Source organism: Streptomyces sp. NL15-2K, assembly GCF_030551255.1.
Lineage (GTDB): Bacteria > Actinomycetota > Actinomycetes > Streptomycetales > Streptomycetaceae > Streptomyces.
This window is the reverse complement of record NZ_CP130630.1, coordinates 10,494,778-10,510,071: the sequence shown is the minus strand read 5'-3', so window position 1 is coordinate 10,510,071 and position 15,294 is coordinate 10,494,778. Positions and strand designations below refer to the sequence as shown.

The 15,294-nt window shown below is 69.3% G+C and carries 8 protein-coding genes; 3 read left to right on the top strand and 5 right to left on the bottom strand.

Annotated elements, in window-relative coordinates:
• The first annotated feature begins 120 nt into the window (after positions 1–120).
• Positions 121–1,554: a glycosyltransferase family 39 protein gene (locus Q4V64_RS45900; RefSeq protein WP_253266757.1), complete on the top strand. Its 1,434-nt coding sequence runs from the start codon at positions 121–123 to the stop codon at positions 1,552–1,554.
• Between the two features lie 16 nt (positions 1,555–1,570).
• On the opposite strand, the gene Q4V64_RS45895 is transcribed toward Q4V64_RS45900, so the two are convergent.
• The 3 genes from Q4V64_RS45895 to Q4V64_RS45885 form a co-directional block, all read right to left on the bottom strand.
• Positions 1,571–2,482 carry a class I SAM-dependent methyltransferase gene (locus tag Q4V64_RS45895; protein WP_124437831.1) on the bottom strand — a complete coding sequence of 304 codons (912 nt, stop codon included), beginning with the start codon at positions 2,480–2,482 and terminating at the stop codon, positions 1,571–1,573.
• 166 nt (positions 2,483–2,648) lie between these two features.
• Complete coding sequence (locus Q4V64_RS45890; protein ID WP_124437832.1) at positions 2,649–4,367, bottom strand: glycoside hydrolase family 6 protein; 1,719 nt, start codon at positions 4,365–4,367, stop codon at positions 2,649–2,651.
• Between the two features lie 96 nt (positions 4,368–4,463).
• Positions 4,464–5,945: a cellulase family glycosylhydrolase gene (locus tag Q4V64_RS45885; protein ID WP_172629027.1), complete on the bottom strand. Its 1,482-nt coding sequence runs from the start codon at positions 5,943–5,945 to the stop codon at positions 4,464–4,466.
• Between the two features lie 251 nt (positions 5,946–6,196).
• On the opposite strand from Q4V64_RS45885, the gene Q4V64_RS45880 reads away from it, so the two are divergent.
• Together Q4V64_RS45880 and Q4V64_RS45875 are read left to right on the top strand one after the other, a co-directional pair.
• Positions 6,197–9,112, top strand: coding sequence for a glycoside hydrolase family 48 protein (locus Q4V64_RS45880; protein WP_124437833.1), 2,916 nt, complete (start codon positions 6,197–6,199; stop codon positions 9,110–9,112).
• Between the two features lie 255 nt (positions 9,113–9,367).
• Positions 9,368–12,019, top strand: coding sequence for a cellulose binding domain-containing protein (locus Q4V64_RS45875; protein WP_124437834.1), 2,652 nt, complete (start codon positions 9,368–9,370; stop codon positions 12,017–12,019).
• Positions 12,020–12,086: 67 nt separating this feature from the next.
• Here the strand turns inward: Q4V64_RS45875 and Q4V64_RS45870 are convergent, their stop codons facing one another.
• Both Q4V64_RS45870 and Q4V64_RS45865 read right to left on the bottom strand, forming a co-directional pair.
• Positions 12,087–13,304 carry an IS30 family transposase gene (locus Q4V64_RS45870; RefSeq protein WP_348540796.1) on the bottom strand — a complete coding sequence of 406 codons (1,218 nt, stop codon included), beginning with the start codon at positions 13,302–13,304 and terminating at the stop codon, positions 12,087–12,089.
• 91 nt (positions 13,305–13,395) lie between these two features.
• Positions 13,396–15,279 (bottom strand): rhamnogalacturonan lyase, encoded by a 1,884-nt coding sequence (locus Q4V64_RS45865; protein WP_124437841.1) that lies wholly within the window; start codon positions 15,277–15,279, stop codon positions 13,396–13,398.
• Positions 15,280–15,294: the final 15 nt, after the last annotated feature.

Below are 15,294 nucleotides of genomic sequence, written 5' to 3'. Positions count from 1 at the left end.
TGAACTCGTCGGTGCACGCCTCCTCGCGGCCCGCTCCCGCGGCCCCTCGCCCGGACCCACGCACCGGAGTCAGTCATCGCCACCACACACTCTCCTGGACCTCTCCTGCGGCCCGCCCGGTTGCCCTCCGCGGCCGTCGTTCCACGCCGACGCGCGCCCTGGCACGCGCTCGGCCCTGTCGCCCTATCCCTCGCCCTCGGGCTGTGGGGCGTCCGGCGCGGCGGCAGCATGTGGCGGGACGAGGCGGTGACGTACGACATGGCGCGGCGCGCGCCGGGAGAGCTGTGGCCGACGCTGGAGCAGGTCGACGCCGTGCACGGGCTGTACTACCTGCTGCTGCACGGGCTCTTCCGGATATCCGGCGAGGCGGATCCGCTGCTGGTGCTACGGCTGCCGTCGGTGCTGGCGACCGCCGCGGCGGCCGGAACGGTGGCGCTGCTGGGAAGCCGCCTGGCCGGCCCGCGCGCGGGGCTGTCGGCCGGGGTGGTCTTCGCGCTGCTGCCGCCGGTCCAGCGGTATGCACAAGAGGGTAGATCGTATGCACTCGTGTGCGCCCTGGTCGTGTGGGCGACGTACCTGCTGATACGGGCCGTGGAGCGGTCGGCCCCGCGTGCCTGGACCGGGTACTCGGCCGTCATGCTGACCGCCTGTCTGCTGCACGAGTTCGCCGTGCTGGCCCTGGCCGCGCATCTCGTGGCGCTGCCGCGGGCGGCCCGGCGTGCCTGGGTTCTGGCGGCTCTCGCGGTCTGCGCGGGTCTCGCCCCGCTGGTGGTGCTGAGCACGCGTCAGTCCGCTCAGGTGGCGTGGATCGGCGGCCTCGGAGCCGGCGCGCTGGCCGGCTTCGTCGGCGTGACCGTGCTCGGGGTGGCCTGTGCTTCACTGCTCAGGGGTGTCCGCAGGAGCCGGAGCCGTGTGCAGCTCACGGCGCTGGCTCTGTCTCTGCTCGTCCTGCCCGCGTTCCTGCTCATCGCGCTCACCCCGCTCAAGCCGCTGTACGTGGACCGTTACGTCCTCTACGGCCACGCGGGCACAGCGCTGCTGGTCGGCGCCGCCCTCGAGCGGCTCGTGCGCGCCGGGGGACGGATCCGGACGGTCGCCGTGCTCGCGGCCGGGGCGGCCGTGCTCGCGTTGTTGCCGGTCACCTTGCAGCTGCGCACGCCACAGAGCCGAACCGACGACGTCAGCGCCGTCGCCCAGGCCGTCCGTGCCGAGGGAGGCGACGCCGACGGCGTCCTCTACATGCCGTCACGGCGCCGCGCGTGGTCGCTGCCGGAACCGGACTCCGTCCGCGGCCTGCGCGACCTCGCCCTCGATCGGGGCCCGGCCGCCTCGCACACGCTGTACGGAACGGAAGTACCCGCCCCGGTCATCCGCTCCCGCATGCTGGCGACGGCCCGCATCGTCGTCCTGCGCGATCCCGCCGGTCAGCCGGTCGACCACACCGACCAGGAGGTGGCCAAACGGCGGGTGCTCGCCGCGTACTTCGTGGAGTGCGGGACCCGGCACGTCCGGGGCGCGCGGATTGCCGTCTACGCCCGACCAGGCCTGTGCTGAATCCCGTATACCGTCGTCAGCCGGTACGCACGGCGGTGTACACCGTATGTGCCGCCAGGACGAAGACGTCCGGCCGGTGGTGCACGCTCGCCTCGTCGTCGGGGTCGAGGAGCCGGTCGAGGGTGGCGCGGTCGGTGGCGTCGAGGTGCTCGCCGAGGCCGTCGCGGAGGCGGGACAGGGAGGCGGCGACGTAGGCGCGGGCCCGGTCGGTGGTCGGTGCGGGCAGGTCGAGCAGGAAGCTGCGCGTACCGGTGGGCCGGAGACCGACGGCGGCCATCAGGGCGGGCCAGTCCTCGGTCTCGGCGACGGTGCCGGGCAGGTCCGCACGCATCCGGGCGAACCACTCCTCCTCCAGCGCGTCCACTCGCGCCTGCAGGCCGGGCCGCCCGATGCCGATGTCGCGGGGCAGGTACCGGGCGGGCAGGCCGCCCTCCAGGAGCGCGAGCGTGCCGCCGGGGGCGAGCCGCGCGGCGAAGGCGGCGAGCGCGGCGCGCTGGTCACCGAGGTGGTGCAGGCTCCGGGCGGCCCACAGCAGATCGGCGGGGTAGTCCAAGTCCTCGAGAACGCCGGGCAGTTCGCCGACGAGAGTGCCGAAGCGGTCGGCGACGCCGAGCCGCCCTGCCCGGGCACGGGCCCGCTCCAGCAGCGGCTCGGCGCCGTCGACGGCTACGACCCGGGCGCCGGGGAAGGCCTCGGCGAACAGACACGACACGACGCCGGGTCCGCTGCCCGCGTCGACGATCAGCCCCGGCTCGGTCTGTTTGTGTCCGAGCCAGGCCAGGGCCCGTTCGTACAGAGGGGTGAACAGCTCCGCCTGCGTCTCCAGCAGCGGGCCCATCTCGGCCCAGTCGATGTCGGTGTGGTCGTGGTGATGGCCGCCGGCGTGGCCGTTGCGGTGGTGGTTGTCGTGATGGTGATCGTGCGCCATGGTGGTCAGCCTCTCGTCGCGATGCGGCCAGCGTGCGCCGACGCACCGCGACGGGGCCACCGTCGTTGCCGTGACAGCAAAAAAGGTATGCGGAAAGCGGCACCTTCACGCCCATCCGCCGGGGCCCGGCCCCGAAGGACACGGACCCCGGCGGATCACCCGAGTGCTACAGCGCCGGGTAGGCGTTCTTCATGAGCTCCTGGAACTGTGCCGAGAACCAGTGCCCGGACAGCGGGGAGTTCGGCAGCGCGCCGGACAGGTTGTTGCCGTTGCGCGGGTTGCCCGTGTACGTCGGGTCGCACATCCGGTCGAAGCCCTTGCCCTCGTCGTTCTCGATGAACTGGCTCGAGCCGTCGGACTCCCCCGGGGGCTTCATCCACACGTAGGCGTCGATCCCGGCGGCCGGGTTGGCCTGCGGGCGTTCGCCGAGGCCGGCACCGGACTGGTTGCACCAGTTGCCGACGTGGATGCGGCGGTCGTAGCGGCCACCGTCGACATACGTGTCTACAGTCGTCTGCGGACCGGGGCCGGCCGGCCGAGCGGTGCCGCCCCAGCCGTTGCGGGAAGTGTCGATCAGCATGCCGATGCCGGAGTTGAAACCGACCGAGACCAACTGGTTGCGGAAGGCCTGGGCGAACGACAGCTCGTCGACGTACCGGTTCCAGTCGACCCAGTCCGACTCGCGGACCGACTTGCCGCCCACGGAGTCGTTGATGGTGAAGTTGTTCTCCTTCAGGGCGCTGTAGTTGGCCGTGTTGGTGATGAAGCCGTGGACGTCGTTGACCGTGGCGCCCTCGGCGGTCGCCGCCTCCTTGAAGGTGTTGGCCGAGGCGCCGAAGTTGTCGTCCCAGCCGATCCAGCCGTGGTGTCCCGCATCCACGTAGTTGTAGACGTTCGGCACGTCGCCGAGCTTGTTCAGCGCGTATCCGACGCCCTTGACGTAGTTGCCGTTGGCCTTCATGACGTCGCACTGCGGGGTGGCCGTCGGGCGGCTGCCGGTGTTGGTGACGAGGTTCGGCAGCGAGTCGATCTCGACGGTGGTCACGATCCGCAGCGAGGCGTACTTCGAGTCGGCGAGGATCGCCTTGATCGGGTCGATGTACTGCGTCTTGTACTTGTCGATCTCGTCGGGCTTGAGCTCACCGTTGGAGGCGAGAGCCGCGCAGTCACGGCCGGGCAGGTTGTAGATCACCAGCTGGACGACGAGTTCGCCGGAGCCCTTCTGCCGCAGCGCCTCGTCGAGGTGGGCACGCAGGCCCATACCGCCGTTGACGCCGTTGATCGCGGCGATCCGGTCCAGCCAGACGCCTGTGGGCTGGTTGGCTATCCTGCTGCCGCCCGGCTCGGCTGCGGCCTTCGCCCGCCACTCCGGGTTCACGTACACCTTGGCGCCGTTGTAGGGGTTGTCGACACGGTTGGCAGGTCCGCCGGGACCCGGCGGATCGGTGGGCCCGGGTGTGCTGCCGTCGTCGACGTTGCAGGTCACACCGTCGAGGGTGAAGGTGGCCGGTATGGCGTTGGTGCCGCTGTACGTGCCCTGGAAGCCGAAGCTGACCGAACCACCGGTAGCGAGCTGGGCGTTGTAGCCCTCGTTGGCCGCGGTGACGGCGGCACCGCTCTGGCTGATCTTGGCGTTCCAGCCGCTGGTGATCTTCTGGTTTCCGGCGTACGACCATTTCACCGACCAACTCGACTTGGCCGCAGTGTTGTTGGTGATGGTGACGTTGGCGGTGAAGCCGGTGTCCCACTGGTTCTGCACCTTGTAGTCGACGGTGCAGGGGACGGCGGCGGCGCCGACGTCGCCGGGGACGACGGCCAGTGCCGTCCCGGAGGCCCCTGCGACCAGCGCCAGGGCAGCGAGCATCGCGGTTCTGGTACGACTCATGAGTGCGGGTTCCTTCTCGGTTGCGGGTGACTCGGTTGCGGGCGTGACTCGGTTGCGGGTGCGACTCGGTTACGGGTGACTCGGTTGCGGGAGTTGTCAGCCGTTCAGGGCGCGCAGGTGATCGCGCAGCCCGATGCCGTACGCGGTGGGCGTACCGTCGTAACTGGTGATCAGGGCGGGACCGGTGTTGCAGTTCCAGGTGTTCCAGGTCCAGCCCAGGTAGGACAGGCCGCGGTCGTCGAACCACTTCATGACCTGGTCGACGAAGCCGTGCGAGCAGGTGTTCTCGCCGATCTCCCCGGCCACGAGCGGCACTTGAGTGGCGACCGGGGCGAGCGTGGAGTTGAAGCAGCTCTCGTTCGAGCAGGAGTTGAAGTTGTACACGTGCCAGGCCGCGGCGAGATTGCCGGCCGGGTCCGTGGGCTTGTACGAGAGCCACTGGCTCAGGTCGTTCGAGTACGCGAGACCGCCGACCAGGATCAGGTTTCTGGCGCCGGTGTCCCGGATACTGTCGACGAGATCCTGCATACCGGCGACCTCATACCCGATGCCGGAGCAGGTGCCGCCGTCCCGCCAGCACTGCCACGCCTGGGTGGTCGTGGCTGTCGCGCGGTCCGGGTAGGGCTCGTTGAACAGGTCGAAGACGACGGTCGGGTCGTCCTTGAAGGTGCTTGCCACCGACGTCCAGAAGGACGGGGTGTACTCCATGTTGGGCATCGGCTTCTGGCAGCTGGCGTACACGTCCGGGCAGCCCGCCGAGTTGCCGGTGTACTGGCCGTGGGACCAGTGCAGTTCGAGCATCGGCGTCATGCCGTGTGCCTTGACCTTGGCCACCAGGTCCTTGACGGCGTTGATGTAGTTGGCGCCACGGTATTCGGGTGCGATGTTCGAAAGACCCAGCCAGCACTCCTCGTTGAGCGGGATGCGCACGGTGTTGGCGTTCCAGTCGGCGATCGCCTTGACGGAGGCGTCATCGACCCGACCGTCCCAGATGCCGCGGCCCTGCACGCACATGAACTCGCCGCCGGACCGGTTCACGCCGAGCAGGCGACGCGTCCCGCCCCCGGCGTCCACGAGCTTGTTGCCCACAACGCGCAGGGCGGGTGCCGTGCCGTCACCGGGGTCCGGCGGATCGGTCGGATCCGGCGTGGGCGACGGTTCGGCGTCGATGTTGCAGGTGATGCCGTTGAGCTGGAACGACGTCGGTACGGCGGTGCTCCCCGACCGGGAGGCGAGGAACCCTGCACTGATACTCGCGCCGGTGGCCAGCGAACCGTTGTAGCTCTCGTTGGCCGCGGTCACCGTCGTACCGGACTGGGACCACTTGGCGTTCCAGCCCTGGTTGATCTTCTGGCCGCCGGCGAGGTCGAAGGTGAGTCGCCAACTGCTCACCGCAGCCGTGTTGTTGGTGATCCGCACAGCAGCCTGGAAGCCGGTGTCCCACTGGCTGGTGACGGAGTACTCCACCGTGCAGGCGGGTGCGGCCCCGGACGCCGTGACCGCCGGCACCGTCACGGACCCGACAAGGGCGGCCGCTCCGGCGACGGCTAAAAGTACTGAACGCGGGGGGTGTCGCATGAGCGACTCCTTGCAGTTCGGGCGCGCCGGGACGGACGCGTCGACTGATGGAACCGCTCCCACTGGTGTCAATGAAGCTAGCGCCAAGTGACGGTAAAGAACAGAGGAGTCACTGACTTTTCCTCAACGCCTGCCGTCGAATCTTTTCGACTCTTCAAGCACCTTGACCCCTCTCACCCCCGTCCCCACTATGGGAGCGCTCCCACTGGTTCAAGCCTTGACTTCTCCGAGCCGCAAGGAGGAACCAGCACATGCCCCCCAGGAAAAGACGCCGGGCCGCCCGGCGTTTGTGGACCGCTGTCGTAGCGGCCCTGGCCCTTCCGTTCACCATGATGAGTACGGGTTCGACTCCCGCTCAGGCTGCGGCACTTCAGTGCAGCGTGGACTACAAGACGAACGACTGGGGCGCCGGTTTCACCGCGGACCTGACGGTCACCAACCGCGGCACGGACGCCATCAACGGCTGGACCCTGACCTACAGCTACTCGGGCAACCAGAAGCTGTCGAACGGCTGGAACGGCTCCTGGTCGCAGTCCGGCCAGGCGATCACGGTCAAGAACGCCTCGTACAACGCCACGATCGCCGCCGGCGCGGCCGTCTCCACCGGCGCGCAGTTCACCTACAGCGGCACCAACGCCGCCCCCACGAACTTCGCGGTCAACGGCACCAGTTGCACCGGAGCGCACCAGCCACCCATCACCGTGCTGACCAGCCCGGCCGCGGGCGCGGTCTACACACAGGGTGACGCGGTCCCGCTCGCGGCGACCGCCGCGGCCGCCGACGGCGCGACGATCAGCAAGGTGGAGTTCTACGACGACACCACCCTGCTGGGCACGGACACGAGCGCGCCCTTCACACTCTCCGCTTCTGGGTTGACCGTGGGCAGTCATTCGCTCCTCGCGAAGGCGTACGACAGCCTGGGCGCATCCGCGGAGTCCACGCCGGTCGGCATCACGGTCGCCTCGGGGCCCACCGTGGTGGCCTCGACCAACCAGCTGGCCGTCCAGCAGGGCCAGACGGCGACGTACGACGTGAAGCTGTCGACCCAGCCGTCGGGCAACGTGACCGTGACGACCGCCCGCACCAGCGGCAACTCCGGCCTCACGGTGACCGGCGGGGCGTCGCTCACCTTCACCCCGTCGAACTGGAACACCGCCCAGAAGGTGACCATCACGGCCGGCTCCTCCGGCACAGGTGCGGCGACCTTCGAGTCGACGGCCACCGGTCACGGCAAGGCCTCGGTGACGGTCACCCAGATCGCGGCGACCAAGGCGTACGACGCGCGGTTCCTGGAGCTGTACGGCAAGATCACCAACCCGGCGAACGGCTACTTCTCGCCCGAGGGCATCCCCTACCACTCGGTCGAGACGCTGATCGTCGAAGCTCCGGACCACGGCCACGAGACCACGTCGGAGGCATACAGCTACCTTCTCTGGCTGCAGGCCATGTACGGCAAGGTCACCGGTGACTGGTCCAAGTTCAACGGCGCCTGGGACATCATGGAGAAGTACATGATCCCCACCCACGCCGACCAGCCCACCAACTCCTTCTACAACGCGTCCAAGCCGGCGACGTACGCGCCCGAGCTGGACACCCCCAACGAGTACCCGGCGAAGCTGGACGCCGGAGTCTCGGTCGGTTCGGATCCGATCGCCGGTGAACTGAAGACCGCATACGGTACGGACGATGTCTACGGTATGCACTGGCTGCAGGATGTCGACAACGTCTACGGCTACGGCAACTCGCCCGGCAAGTGCGAGGCGGGGCCGACGGACACCGGACCGTCGTACATCAACACCTTCCAGCGCGGCGCGCAGGAGTCGGTGTGGGAGACGGTGCCGCAGCCGACCTGTGACGCCTTCAAGTACGGCGGGAAGAACGGCTACCTGGACCTGTTCACGGGTGACGCGTCCTACGCCAAGCAGTGGAAGTTCACCAACGCCCCGGACGCCGACGCCCGTGCGGTGCAGGCCGCGTACTGGGCCGACAAGTGGGCCGAGGAACAGGGCAAGGGCAGTGACGTTTCCGCGACCGTCGGCAAGGCCGCGAAGATGGGCGACTATCTGCGGTATACGATGTACGACAAGTACTTCAAGAAGGTCGGCAACTGTGTCGGGCCCTCCTCCTGCACGGCCGGTACCGGCAAGGACGCCTCGCACTACCTGATGTCCTGGTACTACGCCTGGGGCGGCGCCACCGACACCTCCGCGGGCTGGGCCTGGCGCATCGGCTCCAGCCACGCGCACGGCGGCTACCAGAACCCTCTGGCGGCGTACGCGCTGAGCAGTTACGCCGACCTGAAGCCCAAGTCGGCGACGGGGCAGGCGGACTGGGCCAAGTCGCTCGACCGGCAGCTGGAGTTCTACCGCTGGCTGCAGTCGGACGAGGGCGCCATCGCTGGCGGTGCGACCAACAGCTGGGCGGGCCGGTACGCGACCCCGCCGGCCGGGAAGTCGACGTTCTACGGCATGTACTACGACCAGCAGCCCGTCTACCACGACCCGCCGTCCAACCAGTGGTTCGGCTTCCAGGCGTGGTCGATGGAGCGGGTGGCCGAGTACTACCAGCAGACGGGTGACGCGGACGCCAAGGCCGTCCTCGACAAGTGGGTCGACTGGGCGCTGTCCAAGACCACGATCAACCCGGACGGCACCTACCTGATCCCATCGACGCTCCAGTGGTCGGGCCAGCCCGACACCTGGAACGCCGCCAACCCGGGCGCCAACAGCGGCCTGCACGTCACCGTCGCCGACTACACCAACGACGTCGGTGTGGCCGCCGCGTACGCCAAGACCCTGACGTACTACGCGGACCGCTCCGGTGACACCCAGGCGGCGTCCACCGCGAAGGCGCTCCTCGACGGCATGTGGAACAACCACCAGGACAGCCTGGGCATCGCCGTCCCGGAGACCCGCGCCGACTACAACCGTTTCGACGACGGCGTCTACATCCCGAGCGGCTGGACCGGGACGATGCCGAACGGCGACGCGATCAACTCCTCGTCCGCCTTCGACTCCATCCGCTCGTTCTACGAGGACGACCCGGCCTGGTCGAAGATCGAGGCCTACCTGGCGGGCGGAGCCGCGCCCTCCTTCACGTACCACCGGTTCTGGGCCCAGGCGGACATCGCCCTGGCCATGGGCTCGTACGCGGAGCTCCTCGAATAGTCCCCGCCGGGCGCTCCGCGGGTCGGGCGGTGCGAAAGCTGCGGGCCGTGTGTGGCCGGTCGCGCAGTTCCCCGCGCCCCTTTGGGGCGCGGGGGCAGTACCGCGCCCCTCCGGAACGCCTGAAGCTCCGCGTGCGTGGTCTCGTCACCTGACGGCGAGGCCGGCCTGCCGGGCGGCCCCCACCCGCACTAGGGGCCGCCCGGTCCTCGCACGCTCCCCTCCTGAACGGCCCTCCCGAAAGGAAGGTCCCCCACCGTGCGAAGAACCCGCATCCTCACGGCCGTGCTCGCACTCGCGGCCGGCCTGCTCGCAGGCACCCCGCCCGCGCTGGCCGCCGACACCCCGAAGGGGGTCGTCGCCGCCGACACCTACACCTGGAAGAACGTCCGCGTCGACGGCGGCGGCTTCGTCCCCGGCATCGTCTTCAACCGCAGCGAGAAGAACCTGGCATACGCCCGTACCGACATCGGCGGCGCCTACCGCTGGCAGGAGTCGACGAAGACCTGGACGCCGCTGCTGGACTCGGTCGGCTGGGACGACTGGGGGCACACGGGCGTGGTCAGCCTGGCCTCCGACTCCGTGGATCCGAACAGGGTGTACGCGGCCGTCGGCACGTACACCAACAGCTGGGATCCGAAGAACGGCGCGATCATGCGCTCCTCGAACCGGGGCGCGACCTGGCAGAAGGCGGACCTGCCGTTCAAGCTGGGCGGCAACATGCCCGGCCGGGGCATGGGCGAACGCCTGGCCGTCGACCCGAACAAGAACAGCGTGCTGTATCTGGGCGCGCCCAGCGGCAAGGGCCTGTGGCGGTCGACGGACTCCGGCGCCACCTGGTCGCAGGTGACCGGCTTCCCCAACGTCGGCAACTACGCGCAGGATCCCAGCGACACGAGCGGCTACGCCAGCGACAACCAGGGCATCGTCTGGGTCACCTTCGACGAGTCCACGGGCACGTCCGGCAGCGCGACGAAGACGATCTACGTCGGGGTCGCCGACAAGGACAACGCGGTGTACCGCTCGACGGACGCGGGTGCCAGCTGGACCCGGCTGGCCGGACAGCCGACGGGATACCTCGCACACAAGGGTGTACTGGATACGAAGAACGGCTATCTGTACATCGCATACAGCGACAAGGGTGGTCCGTACGACGGCGGCAAGGGCCGGCTGTGGCGGTACGCGACCGCGACCGGCACCTGGACGGACATCAGCCCGGTCGCCGAGGCCGACACCTACTACGGCTTCAGCGGGCTGACGGTGGACCGGCAGAAGCCCGGCACCGTCATGGCCACCGCATACAGTTCCTGGTGGCCCGACACTCAGATCTTCCGTTCCACGGACAGCGGCGCCACCTGGACGAAGGCGTGGGACTACACGTCGTATCCCACCCGCGCGAACCGCTACACGATGGACGTCTCGTCCTCGCCGTGGCTGACCTGGGGCGCGAATCCCTCGCCGCCCGAGCAGACCCCGAAGCTGGGCTGGATGACGGAGTCGCTGGAGATCGACCCGTTCAACTCCAACCGGATGATGTACGGGACGGGCGCGACGATCTACGGCAGCGAGAACCTCACCAACTGGGACTCGGGCAGCCAGTTCTCCATCAAGCCGATGGTGCAGGGCCTGGAGGAGACGGCGGTCAACGACCTCGCCTCTCCCCCGTCGGGGGCCCCGCTGCTCAGCGCGCTCGGTGACATCGGCGGCTTCCGGCACACGGACCTGACCAAGGTGCCGTCGATGATGTTCACTTCACCCAACTTCACCACGACCACCAGCCTCGACTTCGCCGAGACCAACCCGAACACGGTCGTCCGCGTCGGAAACCTCGACTCGGGCCCGCACATCGCGTTCTCGACGGACAACGGCGCCAACTGGTTCGCCGGGACGGACCCTTCGGGCGTGAGCGGCGGCGGTACGGTCGCGGCGGCGGCCGACGGCAGCCGGTTCGTGTGGAGCCCGGACGGTACGGGCGTGCAGTACGCGACGGGCTTCGGCACCTCCTGGTCGGCCTCCAGCGGCATCCCTGCGGGCGCGATCGTCGAGTCCGACCGGGTCGACCCGAAGACCTTCTACGGCTTCAAGTCCGGGAAGTTCTACGTCAGTACGGACGGCGGCGCCACCTTCACCGCGTCCGCGGCGACCGGCCTGCCGAGCGGGGACAGCGTGCGCTTCAAGGCGCTGCCCGGCATCAAGGGCGACGTGTGGCTGGCAGGCGGTGCGAGCGACGGCGCGTACGGGCTGTGGCACTCCACGGACGGCGGCACGAGCTTCACCAAGATCTCGGGCGTCGAGCAGGCCGACACGATCGGCTTCGGCAAGGCGGCGACGGGAGCGTCGTACCAGACCCTCTACACCAGCGCGAAGATCGGCGGTGTACGCGGCATCTTCCGCTCGACGGACAAGGGCGCGACCTGGACGCGCATCAACGACGACGCCCACCAGTGGGGTTGGACGGGTGCGGCGATCACCGGTGACCCGCGGGTGTACGGCCGGGTGTACGTGGCGACGAACGGGCGCGGGGTCGTCTACGGCGACAGCTCCGACTCCGGCGGCCCCACGGGGCCGGGTCCGGATCCGACTCCGACCGGCGCCTGCACGGTGACGTACAAGGTCACCAACCAGTGGTCGGGCGGCTTCCAGGCCGATGTGCAGCTGGCCAACACCGGCTCGAACGCCTGGAGCGGCTGGTCGCTCGGCTGGACCTTCGCGGACGGCCAGAAGGTCGCGCAGGCGTGGAACGCCGAGTACACGCAGTCGGGCGCGGCGGTGACCGCCAAGAACGTCGGCTGGAACGCCAACGTGGCGGCGGGCTCGTCCGTCAGCTTCGGGTTCACCGGCAGCTCGTCGGCGACGAACTCGAAACCGACGTCCTTCAAGCTGGGTGACCAGACCTGCAAGGTCGCCTGACCCGGGCCTCGAGGGCGCGTGCCGCACGGCGGTTTCTAGGTGTCGTCGCAACACGTGGTTGTGTTGATCAGGCGGTGAGCAGTTTATGCAGGCGCTCGGCTGGGGTTTCCCGGCCGAGCGTTTTGCGTGGGCGGCCGTTCAGCTCGGCGGCGACGGCGTCGAGGTGCTCGCGGGTGTGGACGGCGAGGTCGGTGCCCTTGGGGAAGTACTGCCGGAGCAGGCCGTTGGTGTTCTCGTTCGAGCCGCGCTGCCAGGGGCTGGCCGGATCGCAGAAGTAGACCGGGACGTCGGTGGCGATGGTGAACGCGCCGTGGCTGCCCATTTCCGAGCCCTGGTCCCACGTCAGGGACCGTCGCAGGTGGGACGGCAGGGTCCGGACCGTGGTGACCAGCGCGTCGCGAACGCTCTCGGCGCCGTGGTCGCCGGGCAGATGCAGGAGCATGACGTAGCGGGTGGCCCGCTCGACCAGGGTACCGATCGCCGACTTTCCGTCCTTGCCGATGATGAGATCACCCTCCCAGTGCCCGGGGACCGCCCGGTCCTCGGCTTCGGCCGGACGCTCGCTGATCATGACCATCGGGGTGGCGAACCGGGGCCGGCGCTGCTGGGCCTGGCGGCGAGGTCTGCGCCGGGCGCGTCCGGTGCGCAGGGCGCGGGCCAGTTCGCGGCGCAGCTCACCCCGGCCCTGGACGTAGAGGGCCTGGTAGACCGTCTCGTGGACCACGTGCATCTCCGGCCGCTGGGGAAACCGTGCCCGCAGAGCCTGACAGATCTGCTCCGGGCTCCACCGTAGGTCCAGGTGGTCCTGGATGAAGTTGCGCAGCTGCGGGTTCTGGCCGATCTTCCCGGGCTTCGGACGGGGCCGGCGGGCATCGGCACGGGCCTGGGCCGCGTGCGGGCGGTACTGGCCGCCCGTCGGGTGACGGTTGCGGCGGATCTCCCGGCTGACCGTCGACGGGCTGCGGCCCAGCTCCGCGGCTATCGCCCGCACGGTCGCCTTCTCCCGCAGCCGGTCGGCGATGTGAATGCGGTCTTCCTCGCGCAGGTACCGGGACGGCCCGCAGGGCGCTGCCACCGCGTTGATCGGTGGCAGCGCCTTCCGGTTACCGTATGCCTGACGACCGTTGCGCCACTTCTGGCCGGTCCGGCGGTCGATCCCGACGATCCGGCACGCTTCCCGGTTGCTCACACCCTGCTGCATGAGCCGGGAGTATGCCTCCCGCTCCCTGGCGAGCTTCTTCCTGCCCTGAGGCCTCTCCCGGTCCTTACGGATCTCGAAGTCCATCGCACCCCTTGAACTGGGGTGTTGCAACGACTCCTAGAACCCAAGCACCGGCACGCGCCCTCTTGGTCGTCTGCGGCGTGTATGCCGTGTACTACGGCGTGTATACCGTCGGCCGCGGGGCCGTCGCCATCCCGTTGCCGATGAAGAAGCTCGGGTGCGGCGGCTGATTGTATGCAGTGTTCTGCCAGGCCAGTGCCGTGCGGTACTGCGTGTCGTGCAGCAGCGTCGTGATCTTGGTGCTGGTGGCGATCGGCGTGGAGTAGATCCGCAGGGCCGTGTTGTTCGACGTCGGCCAGACGACCTCCTCACGCCAGTCGCCGAGGATGTCCCCGGACAGGGACGGGGTGGCCTTGGTGCCGTTGTTGGAGTGGACGCCGGACCCGGTCAGCAGGCGGGTGTCGCCGGAGGTGCCGTACTTGTCGATGCGGGTGCCGTCCAGGAGTTCGCGGACGGGGTCGCCGTCCCACCAGTTCACGAAGTTGATGCTGGAGGGCTCCCGGCCGAGGGAAGCACCGGTCGCCGAGCGCAGAGTGGTGTCGGCGGCGGACCAGGCCTCGGCGCCCGCGCTGCCGGCGTAGATGTCGGCGGCGACCCCACGGCCGTTGTCGGAGCCCGAGGCCGTCTGCCACAGGATCGAGCCGGTGCGCGCGTCGGCCATCCAGGATCCGGGCTTGCTGCTGTCCTCGGAGACCTTGAAGTACTCCAGACCCGAACGGGACGGGACGAGGTCCCCGACGTGACCCGCGTCGCCGTGGCCGAGCTTCGTCGTCCACAGCCCGCCGCCGTTGTCGTCGACCGTCATCGCGCCGTACACGATCTCGTCCTTGCCGTCGCCGTCGACGTCCGCGACGGACAGGCTGTGGTTGCCCTGACCGTCGTACCCCTTGCCGCTGTTGGTGGAGGAGTTGGTGTCGAAGGTCCAGCGGCGGGTGAAGCTGCCGCCTCGCCAGTCCCAGGCGGCGATGACCGTGCGGGTGTAGTAACCGCGGGCCATGATGAGGGAGGGACGCGAGCCGTCCAGGTAGGCAGTGCCGGCGAGGAAGCGGTCGACGCGGTTGCCGTAGGAGTCGCCCCAGGAGGAGACCGTGCCGCGGGCCGGGACGTAGTCGACGGTCTGCATCGCCTTGCCGGTCTGGCCGTTGAACATCGTCAGGTACTCGGGGCCCGACAGCACGTAGCCGCCGGAGTTGCGGTGGTCGGCCGACGAACTGCCGATCACCGCGCCGGTGCCGTCCTTCGTGCCGTCGGCGGTCTTCATGGCGACCTCGGCCTTGCCGTCGCCGTCGTAGTCGTACGCCTGGAACTGCGTGTAGTGGGCGCCGGAACGGATGTTGCGGCCCAGGTCGATGCGCCACAGGCGGGTGCCGTCGAGCCGTATACCGTCGACGATCGTGTTGCCGGTGTATCCCGACTGGGAGTTGTCCTTGGCGTTGGTGGGATACCACTTCAGCACGAAGTCCAGCTGTCCGTCGCCGTCGAGGTCGGCGACGGAGGCGTCGTTGGCCTCGTAGGTGTAGGCGACGCCGTCGGGGGTGGTGCCGCCGGCGGGCGCGCTGATGGGCACGTCCTTGTAGCCGGTGCGGAGTTGGACCGCGTGGACGGAGTCGGCCTGCTCCACCCCGCCGACGACAGCGCGCACCGTGTAGTCGGCATGGGCGGGCGCGCCGGAGTGGAAGTAGTTCGTGGATCCGGTGACGGGCGTGGAGTTGACCTTCGTGCCGGCCCGGTAGACGTTGAAGGAGACGTCGGTCGAGTCGGTGCCGAGCCAGCGCCAGCTGATCAGGTTGCCGCTGTCGGTGTGCACGCTGACCACTCCGCGGTCGAGCTTCTCGACCTGGCGGGCGGTGGCGGCCTCGGCGCTGTCCGTGACAAGGGTGGTGAGTCCGGCGCCGACCAGGGCCGCGGCGGCGGTGGCCGCCGCGAAGACGACTCGGCGTCTGTGGTGCTTGCGCTTGTGCGGGTGCGGGTTCTGCACGGGGGCCTCCTGGGA